Origin of the sequence: Bacillus stratosphericus (assembly GCF_020524495.1) — a bacterium.
GTDB classification, from domain to species: domain Bacteria; phylum Bacillota; class Bacilli; order Bacillales; family Bacillaceae; genus Bacillus; species Bacillus stratosphericus_B.
Genome location: NZ_JAIVLB010000046.1, coordinates 1 through 19197, shown reverse-complemented (window position 1 = coordinate 19197; position 19197 = coordinate 1). Strand labels below are relative to the sequence as shown.

The following is a 19197-nucleotide window of genomic DNA, read 5'->3' as shown; positions in this document are numbered from 1 at the left end:
TATTATTATAACAACATTCGTATTCAAACAAAACTAAACAACCAATCACCGATAAACTATCGGCAATTGGCTGTATAAAGGTGTTTTGATCCCTGTCTCAAAAACGGGGGTCAGTCCCGTGAGACGGGTTCTTTTTGTTTAGGCTTGTTCTGTAACGTGTACCTTTAATGTAGCTTGTACTTCTGGATTAATTTTCACAGGCACATTCGTGTATCCTAGGGCACGGATGGCATCATTCAGCTCGATTTTACGTTTATCAAGTTTGATTTGATGCTCTTTTTGTAATTTATCAGCGATTTGTTTGCTTGTAATGGATCCAAACAGACGGCCGCCTTCACCTGATTTTGCAGTGAGTTCCACTGTTAAGGTCTCAAGTGTTTCTTTTAGTTGTTTCGCTTTTTCAAGCTCTTGGATGGCATTCTTTTTCTCTTTGTTTTTCTGCCCTTCCAATGCACTTAGGTTCGTTGCATTTGCTTCAACAGCTAACCCTTGTTTGATCAGAAAGTTGTGAGCGTATCCATCAGCTACATTCTTGACTTCTCCTTTTTTCCCTTTGCCTTTTACGTCTTTTAGAAAGATCACTTTCATCTTTGAACCCCTCCTTCGAAATATTCGTCTATCGCAGCTTTTAACCTCTCTACCGCTTCTTCAATGGTTATACCATACATTTGGGTTGCAGCGTTAGTTAAATGACCGCCACCGTCTAATGCCTCCATGATAATTTGAACGTTGACATCCCCTAAGGATCTGGCACTAATGCAGACAGTGTCGTCATCTCGTCTAGCGACGGCAAATGACGCTTCCACCTCACTCATCGACAAAAGGGAATCAGCAGTCTGTGCAATCGTAATTTGATCATAATACTCAGAACTGTCAGACGGCAAAGAAGCGATCGCTATCTGGTTTTGATACAGCTCTGTATGCTGAATAAGTTTTGCCCGTTTGATGTAATGATCGACTGTCTCTTTTAAGAACTTTTGCACAAGGACAGGATCTGCTCCCTTCGCACGAAGGTAGGATGCCGCATCGAACGTTCTTGATCCCGTTCTCAGTGAGAAGCTCTTTGTATCAACAATGATTCCAGCAAGAAGTGCAGTGGCTTCAATCATATTGATGCGCAGTTTCTTCGGCTGATACTCTAATAGCTCTGTGACAAGCTCTGCGGTGGATGAAGCATACGGCTCCATATAGACAAGTAAAGGATCACGGATAAATTCCTCACCTCGTCTATGATGGTCAATGACAACGACGTTTTCAATTTTATTCAGCAGTCGTTCTTCCATGACGAGAGACGGTTTATGTGTATCGACGACCACAAGCAATGTGTCATCCTTTCCCAGCTCCATCGCTTCTTCTGGCGTGATAAAACGTGACCAAAGCTCTCCATAATTCTTAATTTCACTAATTAAGCGTTGAACACTGTCCCCAATCTGGTTAGCATCAATGACAATATAGCCTTCTTTCCCATTAGCCTGTGCAACCTTTAAAATACCGATCGAAGCACCGATTGAGTCCATATCTGGGAACTTATGCCCCATGATCATCACATTACCACTTTCAGATACTATTTCTTTTAATGCATGAGAAATGACCCTTGCGCGTACTCGTGTCCGTTTTTCCATTGGATTGGTTTTCCCGCCGTAGAATTTCACTTTCCCATTCGGCTGTTTAATGGCAACCTGATCTCCGCCTCGTCCGAGGGCAAGGTCAAGACTCGATTGCGCAAGTGCTCCAAGCTCTTTGAGAGATGGAACAGACGCACCAATTCCGATACTAAGGGTAAGCGTCGCGCTATGTGCCCCTGTTTTCTCACGAACCTCGTCTAAAATGGAGAACTTTGAGGCTTCAAGCTCTGCTAGGATGCTCTCATTTAATACCGCAATAAAGCGTTCAGACGAAATTCTCTTCAGGAAAATACCATATTCTTGCGCCCAATTGTTTAACAGTGACGTTACTTCACTATAAATGGCACTGCGCACTTGGTCATCAAGGCCTTGCGTGACATCGTCATAATTGTCTAAAAAAATATACGATAACACCGTTCGTTCATTCTTATACTGCCTCTCAATCTGTACCTGTTCGGTTACATCAAAGAAGTATAAAAGACGCTCTGACCGCTTAATAATCACCTTGAATTTCCGATCATTCAGCGTCACATTTTCTGTCTCGACCTCCTGTTTAATAAGAGGCACAATGGACTCAAATGTATCGTACAAGGATCTGCCGACAAGTGTACTTTCATGAAAGCACGAAGAGAGAAATGGATTTGTCCATTCGATATAATACTGGTCATTAAACAGCATAATCCCAATTGGCATCTCCATTAATGCTTCTTCTCCAACCTTTTTGACTCGATAGGATAATGTTGAAATATATGAATCAATCTCTTTTTGCACTTGCGTATCTGCCCACTTTAAGAAGTAGAGTACACCTGCAAGTACTAAAAGACCAACCGCTCCTATGATCCAATTAAAATAAAGGTTGAGGAGGACTGTGACCACCGCAAGGACAATTAACGCGAAGATCGGATACTTGATGACAGGTTTTCTATAGAAGCTTGGCACTGATATCAACTCCTCAACATTCAGAGTGAATTATTTATTCTTTACTTTATCTCTTAAATCAAAGCCTATGTCGACAATTCCTATAATACGCACAATCACACCGACTTGCGGATAGAGAATCGTCAACACGATAGCAAAAATGGGTACCACTTTTGAGATGTTTTTTTCGTGGCAATAATAGAAGATAAAAGAAAAGCCCTGAATAAGCACCAATATAAATAAAATTTGAAACGCACTCGTTTGAACAAGCCATAAAAAGCTGCCTTTTTCCGTCTGAATCAGCATCAAAAGCAGTGTGAGTAAATAATACCATACCATGCTTTTGGGCATCCGCATATCCTTAAATTTCTTAAGGTTCGGCATGTCTTTGACAAACCGTTTAATCAGGGGACGCACGATCCAGTGATTCACTAAAGCGATCAGCGTAACACCAATCAATAGCGCTACAGGTAAAGCACTCAATGCCGTATCCTGAATCTCTCTCAACTGCTTCAGTTGTTTCGCAATGTCCTGTTCAGAAGCGCCGGATTGCTTTAATACGCTCTCTACCATCGGAATCATTTGCTCAATTGACTCTTTAGCGATACCAAGTATATCTACCTGAAAAAGCTGAACACTGACGACAAAGTAGATGAGGAAACTGAATAAATAGATCAGCCCACCTGTAATGACCGCATTTCCCGGCTGCCTCTTGCTGTAGAAAACGCCCATGCCTAATCCGACAGCAATCAGCATTGGTGCACTCATCAATCCCGCAATAGAACCAATTAAAAAGCTGATCACTATGCCAATAGCGCCAGCAGCAATTCCTTTTTTCAATCCTTGCCTGATTGTATAGAGAATGATCGGAATCGGAGCAGCCAGAAAGAAAATAATGGATAATAGTGGCACATACAAATAAAACAGTGTCATGACCGAAAAAATACTGATCATGATAGCGCCTTCTACTAACCCTTTTGTTTGTTTCACACCTTCACCTCTATCCAACCATTTTTCTATATCTTGCTCAATGTGTACTTCTATGTATACGCACTATGTAAGCTTCATCATGTCTTGCTCCAACCTTTATTTTACCATAGCGGCAAATCCCAAGTAAAATGCGGCTATCCTGAGAACGTTCCACGTGGAACACCGATATGAATTTGAATGAACGTTTTTAAACAGCATATGACAATTTTTTAGATTAATCTTAGCTATAAACCCTGAATTCAAGATCAAAAGCTGTTAGAATAGAAACATCATTAATAAATGTAAGAAGGAGAATTCACATGGGAAAAACACTCATATTTGGACACAAAAACCCTGACACAGACACAATTTGCTCTGCGATTGCTTACGCTGATCTGAAAAACAAAATTGGCGTTGAGGCAGAAGCTGTCAGACTTGGAGAAATCAATGGAGAAACACAATACGCATTAGATTTCTTTAAACAAGAACCACCTCGTTTCATTGAAACGGCTGCAAACGAAACAAAGCAAGTCATTCTTGTTGATCATAACGAATTCCAGCAAAGTGTAAGCGATATTGATCAAGTACAAGTGACCGAGGTCATTGACCATCACCGTATTGCCAACTTTGAAACAAGTGAACCTCTTTACTATCGTGCTGAGCCAGTTGGTTGTACAGCAACGATCCTAAACAAAATGTACAAAGAGAACCAAATCACCATTGAAAAAGAAATCGCTGGGCTGCTTTTATCTGCAATCATTTCTGATTCCTTACTATTTAAATCCCCAACATGCACACAGCAAGACATTGATGCTGCGCATGAGGTAGCAAAAATTGCAGGGGTAGATCCACAAGTATACGGCCTAGACATGCTAAAAGCTGGCGCTGATCTAAGTCAAAAAACTGTTCAAGAATTAATTACACTTGATGCAAAAGAATTTGCACTAGGAAACAGCAAAGTTGAAATTGCTCAAGTCAATACAGTAGATATCGCTGAAGTGACAGCAAGACAAACGGGAATTGAAGCCAAAATCAATGAAGTCATTGCAGGGAAAGATCTTGATCTATTTGTTCTTGTGATCACAGACATCTTAGAAAATGATTCTCTTGCTCTTGCACTTGGTGCTGAAGCAGCAAAAGTAGAAAAAGCATTTAACGTAACACTTAAAAACAACACAGCATTATTAAAAGGTGTCGTATCAAGAAAGAAACAAGTCGTGCCTGCACTAACGAACGCTCTTTCTTAATCCACACGACAAGACTGCTGACGAGTTCAGCAGTCTTTTTTGTATGTCTTCAGATTGTTGACAAAGGGCTAAAATTTCAAGTTTGATAGAAAACCTTTGAAGTCTAGGAAGGACGATTACCGAAGCGGAGCGAATTTGAGATTCGTGAGCACCGGCACGCAGAAATGACACCCAATGCGAGGCTTTGTCTACACGCTGAAGCGCTCCTTTCAGAACGCTCCTTTTTAATGAATATATACATCACTGACGAGAATATCCTTTAGAGCACTTGTTGGTATCGTGAATTCAACAACACCCATGTAGCCAGGTGCCACATCATATTCATTAAAGGAAATCACGAGCTTGCCTTTGGAATTGATATAGAAGCTTTGATCTTGCTGAATCTTTTTAAATGGATCCATTTCATCTTTGCCAATCCAATAAATCTTATTTGAATCCTCTTTCATCTGTTTTTTCATCTGCTCTTTAATGTTTTCACTAATTACATCAATATAACGGTCATCCTTAAACAAGCTTGGTAGTGTGATGAGCACATGATTTTTCTTATCAACCGTATCGTACGTCATTTCTTCTGCCGCTGAAGCCTGAGTTGTCACCTTGTATCGACCTATTGAGAGAATTTGATCATTGTTCGTTCTTACTTCATACCCACTCTCAACACTTAAATGGCCATTTTTGTAGCCCTTTGTTCCCTTTTCAAAATCTTGATACAGCTTTTTATTCTCAGCTAAATATTTTTGATTGAGGCTGTTTTCTAATTTTTCGTCACCAAGCCCTGACACGTGTGGTGTTTTCAGATCAATATTCGTTCCCTGATCGCTTTTCTTAAATTCTGTGAAAGTCACGACCTTCACAAGCTCACCAATGACAGGTACCTCTGAAATTGCTCTTGCTGCCTGTGGACTGACGTTGACAGTGGTCACAAACAGAGCAGCCACAGCGACAATTCCAGTCGTCCACTGTTTGAAGTGCGGTTTTTTATTTTTTCGTTTTAACGTCCGTTCAACCATGGCATCATATTCCGGTGGAATAGGAATTTCTAAATATTCCTCTTTTAACTGTTCCAAATGCTTATCCATTTATATTTCCTCCTGCGATAATTCTACTTTTAAAAATCGCAACGCTTTATATAATCTTGTTTTAATGGTGTTTTCATTTTCTTCGAGAATATGAGCGATGTCCTCAAGCTTTAAATCTTCAAAGAATCGCAATATAATGATGACCCGGTACATCTCAGGCAAATCCTCTATGGCCCGTCTAACATCCTGATCCTCATAGACATCGGATTCACCCTTTGATAAGAATTCAAGTGTGTCATCATCTGTCACCTGCACCCGCTTCTTCTTTCGTAAAAAGTCTAGGGCAACGTTCACCACAATTTTATAAAACCAACTATGCATCTTGCTTTCATCCTCTAGTCGATGTACAGATTTGAGTGCTTTATGAATCGCATCTTGAACCACATCCATGGCATCTTCTGGGTTTTTGACATAGCTATAGGACAATCGATAAAAACTGTGTTTATGCTCCATTACGTAATCCGCAAATTGATCATCAATCTTTCGTTTCTTCATTTTACAAAGAGCTCCTTTATCTTAAATGCGCATCTGTTATTTCTTACATTGGATAGACGCGCGCCTGTTCAAAATAGTTTGCGCTCGATTATTTTTTTAACATCTCATCGCATTTACGTTTCTATACAAAGAGCCAACTTGACTGGCTCACTCATTCAAAGCGGTAATTTTTTGATGAACAAATTGTTTTAGAAAAGTGAATAATTGATGGAGATGCCGTCTCCCGTTCAACCTGCTGTGCAGCCCTGCATCACGCTCCAATCTTTTGCTCCATACATCTTTTTAGCTGCTCTTTGATACAACCATCATAAGCACAACAGTATCTGCCTCAACCTGTTTCCCTCGCTCTTTTGCATACGAGTAAAGCCGGTTCATCTTTCCTTCCACTGTATCTGGGTTTGAAAACAGAAGCTGAAGAGGACCTTTTTACTCACAAATCAGCTCAAATAATGGTTCATCTATCGAAACAATCGGTTGTTTGAAATAATCACTAGTTTTACATGTTCCATTTGCTCCATCTCCTTTTGTTTGGTTTGCCCAAACAGCTTCTCTAAAAAACCACCTGTATTCCCTACCTCATTTAAAATTGACGATGATACCATAAAGCCGCAGCATCTACTTCTTCTCTCGTTAGCTGATGTCCATGATTTCCCCAATGAAGCGTGACCGAAGCGCCTGCGTCTTGCAGCAATTGCTCCAACTCCTGTGATTCCTCTGGTTTGCACATTGGGTCATTTTCACCAGCTGCTATAAAGACTTGTTTCCTCGCTAATGAAGGCAATGAAACCCCGCGTCTTGGCACCATCGGGTGATGCAGGATCGCCCCTTTCAGTGCATCTTCATAATGGAATAGCAGACTTCCAGCAATGTTCGCCCCGTTTGAATATCCGATGGCTACAACGTTGTCACGATCAAACCCATATCCATCTGCTGCTTCACCTATAAATGTATATAGTTCCTTTGTTCGCTCAATTAAATCTTGTTCATCAAATACACCCTCTGCCAAACGCCTGAAAAAACGCGGCATGCCTTTCTCTAACACATTTCCTCTCACGCTGAGCACAGATGCGCCCGAATCTACCACCTCCGCAAGCGGCAATAAATCAAGTTCTGTCCCGCTAGTACCATGCAGTAATAAAAGGACAGGTCTTTGTTCATTCTTTCCTTTTCGAAAAAGGTGCTTCATCATGAATCTCCTTTCCCTTTGATTACTCTCACCTCAATTGGTAGCACAATTTGTTCAATCTGACTTCGCTGCGCCTCATATTGCGGTGGCAGCTTCAACGCTGCACCCATCGTTTCCACTGATTCATCGTGTGCAAACCCCGGAAGATCAGTCGCAAGCTCAAATAATATACCGCCAAGCTCTCTGAAATAAATGGCATTGAAGTAATTTCGGTCTTGCACAGGTGTTACCTGATACCCGCTTTGCACAATATGTCTTTGCCAATCTAATAGATCATGATCATCAGTTGCTCTCCATGCAACATGATGTACAACCCCAACACCTATCCGTCCTCGTGCAACAGGTGTCACTTTCACATCAATCACATTGCCAATATCACCGAACGAACGGAATCGCACATAGTCCTCTTCTGCTCCAACTCGTTCAAGTCCCATCGTTTTCTCTAACAGCTGCATCGTTTGCTCCGGCTGTGATGTTAATAAAACAGCTCCGCCAAACCCTTTAATCGCTACATCGGGTGTGACACCGTTAAATGTCCACTCATTTTGCTTTCCTTCATCCCGCTCTACTAGCTCAATCAATAGGCCGTGTGGATCTTCAAATGAAAGAAAGGCATCACCAAAGCGTTCATTGGTATCATAAGCAATATCAAACTGCTTCAGACGTTCCTTCCAGAAAGAGAAAGCGCCTGTCGGGACAACGTATGTGGTCACGCCAACTTGGCCTGCGCCAATTTGACCCTTTTGGGCACCTGGCCAAGGAAAAAATGTCATAATAGTACCTGGAGAGCCCCCTTCATTCCCAAAATATAAATGATATGTGCCTGGATCATCAAAATTTACGGTCTTCTTAACGAGACGAAGTCCCAATACACCGGCATAAAAATCAACGTTCTCCTGAGGATGACCAACTATCGCTGTAATATGGTGAATTCCTTCTGTTTTTTTCACTCCTAATGACCTCCTAATCATGAAGTAACAAGCTCTATTCATTATGTCTTTGTTGACGTCTTTTAATATCTTGAATTCGAGATATTAAATTAAAAAATATATTCATTTCGAATTAAGAATAAAATGTGTTTAAATAAATGTCAATGATTTTTGTTTTTCCTTTTAAAAAAGCAGGCCCTTTTGGCACATGGCGGACCTGCTTTTTCTTGATTATTGTAGCAGCTTGTTCTTTTCTAAATAGGCTTTCGCCACCAGAAAAGCATCTTTTCCATTCACATTGACTTCATAATTCATTTCTCTCATCTCATCGTCTTTGATTTGACCAGCCAGCTTGTTGAGTGAGGCCTCAATCTCAGGAAACTCTGTTAACGTCTCTTGCCTTAACAGCGGCGCTCCTTGATATGGCGGAAAAACATGCTTGTCATCATCAAGCACCTTTAATTTGTATTGTCTCAACTCGCTATCTGTTGAATACGCATCAACCAAATTAATATTCCCTTTTTTAATCGCCCGATACCGAAGCTTAGGTTCCATCGTCACCACATCGTCAAAGGAAAACTGATAAGTCTTTTGAATGCCTTGATATCCATCCTGACGATCAGAGAATTCTAAGGTAAATCCAGCATTTATACGATTCTTGATCTTACCTAGATCTGAAATCTTTGATAACTCATATTGATCAGCCAGTGACTGAGGCACGGCTAAAGCATACGTATTGTTATAAGCCATCGGCTGGAGAAGACGGAGCTCAAATGATGCCTCCAAGCCACGCCGCGCCTGCTCATACACTTTTTCTTTATCTGTGCTTTTCGTTATTTCTTTAAGGAACTCAGAAATCGCTGTACCCGTAAACTCAGGGTAAATGTCAATGTCACCAGATCGCAGCGCTTGAAAAACAAAGGACGTCTTACCAAGACCGGGCTTAAGATTGACTTGAATATCCGTATCCTGCTCAATTAAAAGCTTATACATAGAGATCAAAATTTCAGGCTCTGATCCTAATTTCCCACCAATGGTAATTTGTCTCTTTTCTTGTTGAAACAGCAAGGGAGCAGCGACAACCGCTCCTGCCATCACGGCAAAGACAGTCACAGAGATCACGGTCTTTTTAAAGGGTATTTTCTCAAATGTTCGCAGCACCACATCAAATAAGAGCGCAAGTAAGGCGGCTGGGATGGCGCCAATGACGATCAACGACATATCATTTCGATCAATTCCTAGCAGAATCAGACTCCCTAAACCGCCAGCCCCGATAAGAGCTGCAAGAGTGGCTGTCCCCACAATGAGAACCATCCCCGTTCGGATACCTGCCATGATTACTGGCATGGCTAGAGGCAGTTCCACCTTTAATAAACGTTTGCGATGATTCATTCCCATGGCTAGAGCCGCTTCTCGAAGGGAAGGATCGACCTCATGAATGCCTGTATATGTATTTCTTAAAATAGGAAGTAAGGCATAGACCACAAGGGCAATAATGGCAGGTACTTGACCGATCCCAACGAGAGGAATCAGTAGCCCAAGCAGAGCCAGAGACGGAATCGTTTGTAAGACAGCCGTCACCCCAATCACCCACTCTGCTAACTTTGGAACCCTCGTTAATAAAATGCCTAATGGAATCGCAATCAAAATCGCTAAAAATAAAGCAATAAAGGAAATTTGAATATGCTCAAGTAAAGCGTGACCCAATTGTTCCTTTCGGGCCCATAACACACTTGTCCAATCATTCATGTGAGTCACTCCTCTCCGCAAGAGAACCAGCTAAAAACTGAATCACTGCTTGCCGATTCACTATTCCAATCCGCTCCCCATCCTTCTCAATAGCCAATTCCTCATGCTCTGCCAATTGAAACAGTACATCGTCCAGCGTGGCATATGCTGAGACCGCATCATAGCCCAAAAGAGATTCTTGAGTCATTGGTTGAGCCAGAGTTTCTAGTTCAAATGCCTGATGTCCCACATGGGGAACAGCCCCTGAGACAAATTCCCGAACAAATGCATTGACTGGATGTTGAACCAATTCCTCTGGGCGTCCAATTTGCACCACTTTTCCTTCATTCATGACACATATCCGATCACCAAGCTTCATTGCTTCTTGCATATCATGCGTCACAAAAACGATGGTCTTTTGAATACGACGCTGTAAATCAAGCAGATCATCCTGCAATTTCTCTCTCGTCAATGGATCTAGCGCACTAAAAGGTTCATCCATTAGGACAATCTCAGGATCAGCTGCAAGTGCACGTGCAACACCGACCCGCTGCTGCTGTCCTCCTGAAAGCTCTGCCGGCTTTCGATGTCGATACATAGCTGGATCAAGCCCCACCATCAACATCAGTTCATCAACACGCTTACTCGTCTCGTTCCGGCTCCAATGCTTCAGCTCCGGCACTACGGCAATATTTTCTTCTATGGTCATATGAGGAAAAAGCGCAATTTGTTGAAGAACATAACCAATGTCCCAGCGCAGCTCATACATATCATAATCACTTACTTTTTGATCCTTTATATAAATCTCACCTTCTGTAGAAGAAATAAGACGATTGATCATTTTCAATGTCGTCGTTTTCCCGCTTCCACTAGGTCCAATCAATATAAAAAACTCACCTTTCTGAATATCCAAATCAACAGACTGAACGGCATAGCGCTCATCAGAAAATCGCATCGAAACCTTCTTAAATTCAATCATCTTCCCACGCCCTGACTGCAATTATTTTCTAGACTACCAATATGACAGATCGACCTCGTATTTGTATAGAACAAACTGTCACTTTGACTCCTTTTACATACTTCCCCTAGTTCAACCGCCAAAAACGGCTCTAGCAAAAATAGAGTTAGACATAGAAAAAAAAGCGAAGAGCTCAAGGCTCTTCGCTTTTAAGTCAACGACTTACTCACCAGTAACGTATGGAAGTAATGCCATTTGACGTGATCTTTTGATCGCTAAAGTCAATTTACGTTGATACTTAGCACTAGTTCCTGTTACACGACGAGGTAAAATTTTACCACGCTCAGAAACAAACTTTCTAAGAAGATCAACATCTTTGTAATCGATGTGCGTGATACCGTTAGAAGTAAAGAAACATACTTTACGACGTTTCGCACGACCGCCTCTGCGTCCACCTGCCATTTGTTTTCACACCTTTCCTTTAGTCATTATCCAGATCAATTAGAATGGCAAATCATCATCGGAGATGTCAATCGGTTTACCGTCATTCGCAAATGGGTCATCATTGAAGCTATTCCCCTGATTACGATTTTGATTGTTTTGATTGCCAAATGGATTCTGATCGTTTTGGCTACCGCCATAATACTGGCCTCCGCTATTGCCACCGCCGCTGTATCCACCTGAACCAGCACCGCCGCCGCTTTTAGGCTCAAGAAATTGAACACTCTCAGCTTGAACTTCTGTCACGAAGACACGCTGTCCTTGCTGATTTTCATAGTTTCTCGTCTGTAAGCGACCGTCTACACCGGCAAGACTTCCTTTTTTCAGGAAATTAGCCACGTTCTCGGCTTGTCTCCTCCAAGTAACACAGTTAATGAAATCGGCTTCACGCTCTCCAGATTGATTCGTAAACGTACGATTCACAGCTAGAGTAAACGTGGCTACAGCCGCACCATTAGGCGTGTAGCGAAGCTCAGGGTCTTTTGTTAGTCTTCCGACCAATACAACACGGTTTAGCATATTAAAAGACCACCTTTAAATATATATTTCAATGATTTATACTTCTTCTTTAACAACAATGTGGCGAATGATATCGTCACTGATCTTAGCTAAGCGGTCAAATTCTTGAACTGCTGCAGCGTCAGATTGAACGTTTACGATTTGGTAGAAACCGTCACGGAAATCGTTGATTTCGTATGCAAGACGACGTTTACCCCAATCCTTTGTTCCAGTGATCTCCGCACCGTTAGAAGTCAACACGTTATTGAAACGCTCGATAACTGCTTTTTTAGCCTCATCGTCAACTGTTGGGCGGATGATGTACATAACTTCGTACTTTCTCATCTGATTGCACCTCCTTTTGGTCTAAGCGGCCCTAAACGGGCAAGGAGCAATAAATTATATTACTCACAATTGTATATTATAACAAATCACTTGGCCTATGACAAGAACCTATACGTTAAAACGGAAATGAATGACGTCTCCATCTTTCACTACATAATCTTTACCTTCTAAACGCACTTTCCCTGCCTCTTTCGCAGCAGACATGCTTCCGCCAGCTAGTAAATCCTCATAAGCAACCGTTTCAGCACGAATAAATCCACGCTCGAAGTCCGTATGAATGATTCCAGCACATTCTGGCGCCTTCATTCCTTTTTTAAATGTCCAAGCACGTACCTCTTGCTCACCTGCTGTAAAATACGTAGCTAAGCCTAGAAGTGAATAAGACGCTTTAATCAACTGATCTAGTCCTGATTCTTTGATGCCGAGCTCTTCAAGGAACATCTGCTTCTCTTCTCCTTCAAGCTCTGCAATTTCAGATTCAATCTTAGCACAAACAATGATCACTTCAGCGTTTTCGCCAGATGCAAACTCACGAATTTGCTGCACATATTCGTTTCCGTCCTGATCTGCTACTTCATCCTCACTCACATTTGCTACATAAAGAACTGGTTTAGACGTGAGTAAATGAAGCTGTTTCACAAGCTTTTGCTGCTCATCTGTAAATTCTACAGATCTTGCAGATTTCCCAGCTTCAAATGCCTCCTTTAGCTTCGACAAAATATCAAATTCAGCTACAGCTTCCTTGTCTTTTTGTTTCGCAAGCTTACTCACACGAGTTAAACGCTTTTCAACCGTTTCTAAATCCGACAAAATCAGTTCTAAATTAATTGTTTCAATATCTGACACTGGATCAACCTTGCCTGATACGTGTGTAATGTTATCATCGGCAAACGCTCTCACCACGTGACAGATCGCATCTACTTGGCGGATGTGAGAAAGGAATTTATTCCCTAATCCTTCACCTTTAGACGCACCTTTGACAATACCAGCAATATCAGTGAATTCAAAAGCAGTCGGAACTGTCTTTTTCGGCTGCACCAATTCTGTTAGATTTTGTAAACGATCGTCTGGAACCTCTACAATTCCGACGTTTGGATCAATGGTACAGAACGGATAGTTAGCAGACTCCGCCCCAGCCTGTGTAATTGCATTGAATAGCGTTGACTTCCCGACGTTAGGTAAGCCAACAATACCAGCTGTTAAAGCCATTCTTTCATCTCCTCTATATCAAACGTGCTCGTTATACTGCGTAATATGAACCTAGAGCAATTATAAGTAGGTTTACATGAAAAGACAAGTTAACCATTATGCGTTTTCAATAGAAGAAACATCACCAAAAAGAGCGAATCAGAGCTATAAAAGGATAAATTGCTTCCTGCATAATAGACAATTAATCAAAAAAAGCATGAGGCCTACCTTAAGCAGTTGGCTCCTCATGCTTGACGAGAATTTTCTTCATTTTTCGTTCAAAGTCTCTTCTTGGGATCAGCACGCTATGCCCACAGCCTTCGCATTTAATACGAATATCCATGCCCAAACGAATGACTTTCCACCGATTGGCACCACATGGATGGGGTTTTTTCATTTCAACAACGTCATGTAACCCAAACGCTTTGTCTGCCATCAGCCTTCACCTCAATTGCTCACTTTATTGAATCTATTGTACAAAAAAACGATCGTTAATCCTATTCTTTTTTATAGAAAAAATCCTTCTTTTATATCATTTTATTTGTGACCAATAGTTACTTAAACTGTTTTTCCCTATTTTTTAATTTATGATATTTGTATAAATGTTATATGAGGGAGCAGGTACGATGGTCAATCGAAAGGATAGATTAACCAATAAAGAATATAAAATCATATCCGATCATGCTGGAAACAAAGACAAATTACGGCACCATACGATAGAAATAGGTTAGCAAACGCTCACTGTCCACGATTTTCTAAAAATCCATCATAAATTATTTGGTTTAACGATGCAACAGAAACAATCAAATGAATTCATCGTCGCTTTTCACTGTCCGTTACCAAAGCAAATGAAGGTCTCATCACCAGAAGATGTTCAAACAGCAGCACATTCATTGCAAAACAGATGATGTCTATCCCATTGAAAGAAAATCCCTAGCAGGGAATCAAGATCATGCCTTTTTTAAAGGGAAGGAATACATTGAACAAGTGTGTCATCATAGCGTCCTACCAACAAGCCCTTGCCGATACTATTTGTGCTTATATTGCAACAGAACAGCCAGTTGTCAAAAAAGCCACCACCTTTGATAGTCCAAATATATTTATATGGGCAGTCTGTCACCTTCAATTCAGCAAATGCCTTTATATAAGGATATCAAAGATGCCATCGATTCAATTCTGATAAAATAAGCACTGCTCTTACGAAGAGTGGTCCTTATTTTATCAATATAATTTCTTGATCAAAAAAAGATCTTCTTACTTAAAATTGGGTATAGCATTAAACAGACGAGTAAATAAAGATTTAACAAACTATAAATCGGATACAAGAAAGCAATCAAATCGGCAAATCCAAGAGATGTTAAAGGCGCCATCAAAAGAAGCATAACGAATACAATCAACCAGCGAGGAATTCGTACAAAAGAGAGCATTCGGCTCGATAAACCAAATAAACCAGCGGCTGTTGTCGTATAAATGGCTAGACAAAGGACAACTGTCATAAATACAAACAATGACGTCGGCGCCCCTTCTAATACCGTAAACAAAGGAATTCCTTCTGCTGAAAGACTCCCAGAAATATCAACAAGTATTTCATTATATACATAAGAGAGGACACCAAAAATTAGACCGCTTAATATACTCGCAATTTTGGCTTCTCCCAGCCCCTTCATTTCTTTCCCAACCGAAGACAGTACGGCAACAACAGATAATATATTCAAAGAAGCAAAGACAATACTGGCAGGCCAATTGTACTGCTGCCCAAAATCAATCCTCCACATATGATCATGATTCATATAATAAAAAACAAACGCATAGATGAGCCCCACCACCAAAATTGGTATAATAAAGGCATTTACCGATAAGAGCCCTTTTACATCCCAGAAAAAAATCATAAATGAAAAAAAACAAAACGCACCGATTCCAACCCAAAATGGAACACGATACATCTCAAGTGTGACCCCGCCACCGGCAATCATGACCGTTGTTGTCGTGAATAGATAAAGGACAATTAAAATGTCATACACCTTAGCCAGCCATGGACCTACAAGCCGCTCTAGCACTGGCACAAAGTGATCAGCACGCACCTCATAACTAATTTTCAACACCACATAGGTAGACAGCATAAACATCAGTGTAAATAGTAGAATGGCTAGTCCACTATCAATACCAAAAAACTGCCAAATTTCTTGACCGGAAGCATACCCCGCTCCTATTAAGCTTCCTAAAATTAAAAGCGTCCACCTTGAACCAGCCTTCCACACAATCATCACCTCATAGGTATAGAATTAAGCTTCTTTCCGTATACTGTTACTAACTACTATGACAAGGAAGTGAGACCTATGAATAGCAAGAACGGTCTTTTTTTAAGAAATAGGGTGAAAGAATACGTGTCCCATACGGATACAAATGCCATTAAGCATCTTAAAAGTATTTTATTCTCGCATCTTCAGAAAGCAGGAAAAAGACCCGTTGTCATCGTTTGTATTGGAACAGACCGCTCAACTGGCGACTCTCTAGGTCCACTTGTTGGAACAAAGCTTTCAGGTCTGAATTTGAAAAAGCTTCACGTATACGGAACTCTCTCTAACCCAGTGCATGCCGTCAATTTAAAAGAAAAGCTCGCTGAAATTGAACAAGCTCATCAACATCCATTTATTGTGGCTGTTGATGCCTGTTTAGGAAGAGTGAAAAGTGTAGGCTCCTTCCAAATTGGAGATGGGCCGTTAAAACCTGGGGCAGGTGTACAAAAGGAGCTCCCTCAGGTAGGAGATATTCATATCAATGGGATCGTCAACGTCAGTGGTTTTATGGAATACTTCGTTCTCCAAAACACAAGGCTCCATCTTGTCATGTCTATGGCCAATACACTTTCTGAAAGTCTATCTCACATTGATCAAATGGATTGGACGAGAGAAAAAAGCCGCTCTCTCTTTGCCCCTATTCAAAATATCACTGGGAGAATATAAAAAAGACCATCTCGTATCAAGATGGTCACTCTGAGGATTCTCTCATAGAAAGCAATTCAAGAATTCTTTCTAAATCTTCGTTTGAAAGAAATTCAATCTCAATTTTTCCTTTTTTCTTCTGTTTCTTAATGGTAACTGAAGTACCAAAGTAATTTTGTAAGAAAGACTCTCTTTCTTTCAACATTCGATCCTTTGGTGCTTCTTTTTTCTTTGTTTCACGTGGAACAATTTCGTTTAACTGCTGAACAAGTTTCTCAACCTGACGTACATTTAACCCCTCATCAACGATTTTCTTTACCAATGGTGCTAGCTTCTTCTTGTTTTTCAAGCTAAGCAAAGTTCGTCCATGTCCCATCGATAACGTTCCATCGGCAATCCGCTTTTGTACTTCTTCCGGTAAGGTTAGAAGGCGAAGATGATTCGCAATATGCGGTCTGCTTTTACCTAACCGTTTCGCTAATTCTTCTTGGGTCACACTTAAGTGATCTAGCAAGGAAGCATAGGCTTCCGCTTCCTCTAATGGAGATAAATCCTCACGCTGTAAGTTTTCTAAAAGGGCAATCTCTCTCATCAGCGTTTCTGAAAATTCTCTGACGATCGCAGGAATTGTTTCCAGACCAACTTGTTCTGCTGCTCGAAAACGGCGTTCACCTGCTACAATGTCATATCCTTTAATCGATTTTCGAACGATGATCGGCTGTAAAACGCCGTGCTGCTGAATTGATGCTTTGAGATCAGCTAACGCATCGTCATCAAACGTTTTCCTTGGCTGATACGGATTCGGACGCAAATCCTTTAATTTGATTTCTTCTACAGTTTCTTCATTTGATTCTATGTTATTAAATAATGCATTAATACCCTTCCCAAGACCTTTAGCCATTCGTATCCACTTCCTTTGCTAAGTCTAAATAGACATCTGCACCTCTTGATCGTGGATCATACAAGATAATAGGCTTTCCATGACTAGGCGCTTCGCTGAGTCTGACATTTCTCGGAATAACGGTGTGATAGACTTTATCTCTAAAGTATTTCTTCACTTCTTCAATGACCTGAATCCCAAGATTTGTCCTTGCATCAAGCATCGTCAGTAAGACCCCTTCAATGGCAAGGTCGGTATTTAAATGTTTCTGCACGAGACGAACTGTGTTTAACAATTGACTCAATCCTTCAAGCGCATAATATTCACACTGAACCGGTATTAAAACGGAATCGGATGCAGTTAACGCATTAATCGTCAGTAATCCAAGTGATGGCGGGCAGTCAATAATCATATAATCATAATTTTGCTTCACTGATTCAAGTGCTCTCTTCAGCCTCACTTCACGTGAGATCGTAGGCACAAGCTCAATTTCTGCCCCTGCAAGCTGTATCGTCGCAGGAATGACATCAAGATTTTCGACCTCTGTCGTCTTAATCACATCAAGTACATCTGCATCATCAACTAAAATATCGTACACACACTTCTCTACGTCGGCCTTCTCAATCCCAATACCACTCGTGGCATTGCCCTGCGCATCAATATCAACTAACAATACTCGTTTTCCTATGTATGCTAAACACGCACCCAAATTAACAGAAGTTGTTGTCTTTCCAACGCCACCCTTCTGGTTGGTAATCGCTATGATTTTTCCCACGATGTCACCCACTTTCAACTTAACAAGTTTCTCATTCATTCATACTTTCTATTCTATCAAAAAAAGTCTGAAACGTTTGCTTTTTTTGTTTCTCCATTATAAATTCGTCGGAGAATGTCTATTTTCGTACATGAATGGACGAATGGAAACAAGCAGGGAAAATATATTGATATATCTTTTAGACAGAAATGACTTTGCATAAAAAAACCTCACTTCATTGAAGAGAGGAGAAAACATATTAAAAGTTTAAGCCGCCAATTTTACGACCTTCACTCACAATGACTTTAGGAGTCACTGTTTTATAGTTTCTCTTTTTCAAAAATCCATAAGGTGCCTTAACGCATGTCCAACAGTGTCACCTGTTTTGGCGTAGCCTGCCATACAATCTTTGAATAATACGTCGGGTCCGAAAATCGAGCCTTCGGATGGTCTTTCACGTCATCGTGCGCCCAATCCCCTGTTAGATCCTCCTTTTCTTGATGATTGATTCGAATAACCTTTGTATTGGCACTATGACGAAACCAGCTTTGAATGGAATCGATAATGTCTAAATCTATGAATGGAGGCATAGTTTTTCATGTTAATAACGATACCAGCATGACCAATTAAACCATTCAAGGCACCACCAGGATATCCCCTTTTTGAGCATATAATATCGGTACCAGGATATGGTTTTCCCAAAAGGTGGCGAACAGTATGTGGCTTTTCATCAGATACCACCTCATCCTGTTTGTTTTGTCGTAAACCATAGTTCTTTAAATCATCTTCAGATATTTTGTATTTAAATTCAAATACAAAAAAAGCTGACGAGTGAATCGGGACTGACCCCCGTTTTTGAGACAGGGATCAAAACACCTTTATACAGCCAATTGCCGATAGTTTATCGGTGATTGGTTGTTTAGTTTTGTTTGAATACGAATGTTGTTATAATAAT

Annotated in this window: 22 protein-coding genes; 3 read left to right on the top strand and 19 right to left on the bottom strand. The window is 40.8% G+C overall.

The window, feature by feature from the left end; genetic code table 11:
* Window positions 1-78: IS3 family transposase (locus LC033_RS17380; protein WP_326849188.1), on the top strand; the 78-nt coding region annotated here is incomplete at its 5' end.
* 60 nt (window positions 79-138) lie between these two features.
* Here LC033_RS17380 and rplI read toward each other — a convergent pair.
* Genes rplI through LC033_RS14645 form a run of 3 tightly spaced genes read right to left on the bottom strand, consistent with a single transcriptional unit; the run spans window position 139 to window position 3533 of the window.
* Complete coding sequence (gene rplI, locus LC033_RS14655; protein WP_226569646.1) at window positions 139-588, bottom strand: 50S ribosomal protein L9; 450 nt, start codon at window positions 586-588, stop codon at window positions 139-141.
* Entirely contained in the window at window positions 585-2564 is a 1980-nt protein-coding gene (locus LC033_RS14650; protein WP_226569644.1) for a DHH family phosphoesterase, read from the bottom strand. Before LC033_RS14650 ends, rplI begins: the two co-directional genes overlap by 4 nt.
* Window positions 2565-2594: 30 nt before the next feature.
* The gene (locus LC033_RS14645; protein WP_226569642.1) at window positions 2595-3533 is read right to left on the bottom strand and encodes a YybS family protein; all 939 of its coding nucleotides are present in this window, start codon (window positions 3531-3533) and stop codon (window positions 2595-2597) included.
* Between the two features lie 299 nt (window positions 3534-3832).
* Here LC033_RS14645 and LC033_RS14640 point away from each other — a divergent pair, with 299 nt between their 5' ends.
* On the top strand, window positions 3833-4759 hold the full coding sequence (locus LC033_RS14640; RefSeq protein WP_226569640.1) for a manganese-dependent inorganic pyrophosphatase: 927 nt from the start codon (window positions 3833-3835) through the stop codon (window positions 4757-4759).
* A gap of 224 nt (window positions 4760-4983) precedes the next feature.
* Here LC033_RS14640 and rsiV read toward each other — a convergent pair whose 3' ends face one another.
* The 12 genes from rsiV to LC033_RS14580 all read right to left on the bottom strand — a co-directional run bounded on the left by rsiV (window position 4984) and on the right by LC033_RS14580 (window position 15930).
* The gene (rsiV, locus tag LC033_RS14635) at window positions 4984-5838 is read right to left on the bottom strand and encodes an anti-sigma-V factor RsiV (RefSeq protein ID WP_226569638.1); all 855 of its coding nucleotides are present in this window, start codon (window positions 5836-5838) and stop codon (window positions 4984-4986) included.
* Complete coding sequence (gene sigV / locus LC033_RS14630) at window positions 5839-6333, bottom strand: RNA polymerase sigma factor SigV (RefSeq protein ID WP_226569635.1); 495 nt, start codon at window positions 6331-6333, stop codon at window positions 5839-5841.
* A 580-nt stretch (window positions 6334-6913) separates the two neighbouring features.
* Window positions 6914-7519, bottom strand: a complete 606-nt coding sequence (locus LC033_RS14625; protein WP_226569633.1) for an alpha/beta hydrolase — start codon at window positions 7517-7519, stop codon at window positions 6914-6916.
* Complete coding sequence (locus tag LC033_RS14620; protein WP_226569631.1) at window positions 7519-8490, bottom strand: ring-cleaving dioxygenase; 972 nt, start codon at window positions 8488-8490, stop codon at window positions 7519-7521. The genes LC033_RS14625 and LC033_RS14620 overlap by 1 nt, the downstream gene beginning before the upstream one ends.
* A 189-nt stretch (window positions 8491-8679) precedes the next feature.
* Window positions 8680-10197: an ABC transporter permease/substrate-binding protein gene (locus LC033_RS14615; protein ID WP_226569629.1), complete on the bottom strand. Its 1518-nt coding sequence runs from the start codon at window positions 10195-10197 to the stop codon at window positions 8680-8682.
* Window positions 10190-11155 carry an ABC transporter ATP-binding protein gene (locus LC033_RS14610; protein WP_226569627.1) on the bottom strand — a complete coding sequence of 322 codons (966 nt, stop codon included), beginning with the start codon at window positions 11153-11155 and terminating at the stop codon, window positions 10190-10192. The genes LC033_RS14615 and LC033_RS14610 overlap by 8 nt, the downstream gene beginning before the upstream one ends.
* A gap of 201 nt (window positions 11156-11356) precedes the next feature.
* The gene (rpsR, locus tag LC033_RS14605; protein ID WP_008359105.1) at window positions 11357-11596 is read right to left on the bottom strand and encodes a 30S ribosomal protein S18; all 240 of its coding nucleotides are present in this window, start codon (window positions 11594-11596) and stop codon (window positions 11357-11359) included.
* 39 nt (window positions 11597-11635) lie between these two features.
* Window positions 11636-12154, bottom strand: coding sequence for a single-stranded DNA-binding protein SsbA (ssbA, locus tag LC033_RS14600; protein ID WP_226569625.1), 519 nt, complete (start codon window positions 12152-12154; stop codon window positions 11636-11638).
* Window positions 12155-12190: 36 nt separating this feature from the next.
* Window positions 12191-12478: a 30S ribosomal protein S6 gene (gene rpsF / locus LC033_RS14595; RefSeq protein ID WP_024424058.1), complete on the bottom strand. Its 288-nt coding sequence runs from the start codon at window positions 12476-12478 to the stop codon at window positions 12191-12193.
* 108 nt (window positions 12479-12586) lie between these two features.
* On the bottom strand, window positions 12587-13687 hold the full coding sequence (gene ychF, locus LC033_RS14590; protein WP_226569623.1) for a redox-regulated ATPase YchF: 1101 nt from the start codon (window positions 13685-13687) through the stop codon (window positions 12587-12589).
* A 208-nt stretch (window positions 13688-13895) separates the two neighbouring features.
* A complete protein-coding gene (locus LC033_RS14585) occupies window positions 13896-14102 on the bottom strand; it encodes a DUF951 domain-containing protein (protein WP_226569621.1) in 207 nt (68 codons plus the stop codon).
* An 802-nt stretch (window positions 14103-14904) separates the two neighbouring features.
* Complete coding sequence (locus LC033_RS14580) at window positions 14905-15930, bottom strand: YkvI family membrane protein (protein ID WP_226569619.1); 1026 nt, start codon at window positions 15928-15930, stop codon at window positions 14905-14907.
* 72 nt (window positions 15931-16002) lie between these two features.
* Between LC033_RS14580 and yyaC the strand changes: the two genes are divergently transcribed.
* Entirely contained in the window at window positions 16003-16629 is a 627-nt protein-coding gene (yyaC, locus tag LC033_RS14575) for a spore protease YyaC (RefSeq protein ID WP_226569617.1), read from the top strand.
* Window positions 16630-16654: 25 nt separating this feature from the next.
* Here the strand turns inward: yyaC and LC033_RS14570 are convergent, their stop codons facing one another.
* From LC033_RS14570 to LC033_RS17375, 4 genes are all read right to left on the bottom strand, one after another.
* A complete protein-coding gene (locus tag LC033_RS14570) occupies window positions 16655-17509 on the bottom strand; it encodes a ParB/RepB/Spo0J family partition protein (protein WP_226569614.1) in 855 nt (284 codons plus the stop codon).
* Entirely contained in the window at window positions 17502-18263 is a 762-nt protein-coding gene (soj, locus tag LC033_RS14565; RefSeq protein WP_226569612.1) for a sporulation initiation inhibitor protein Soj, read from the bottom strand. Before soj ends, LC033_RS14570 begins: the two co-directional genes overlap by 8 nt.
* Window positions 18264-18598: 335 nt before the next feature.
* Window positions 18599-18832: a hypothetical protein gene (locus LC033_RS14560; protein ID WP_226569610.1), complete on the bottom strand. Its 234-nt coding sequence runs from the start codon at window positions 18830-18832 to the stop codon at window positions 18599-18601.
* Between the two features lie 288 nt (window positions 18833-19120).
* Window positions 19121-19197 (bottom strand): IS3 family transposase (locus LC033_RS17375; protein WP_326065740.1); only part of this gene is annotated, 77 nt, incomplete at its 5' end.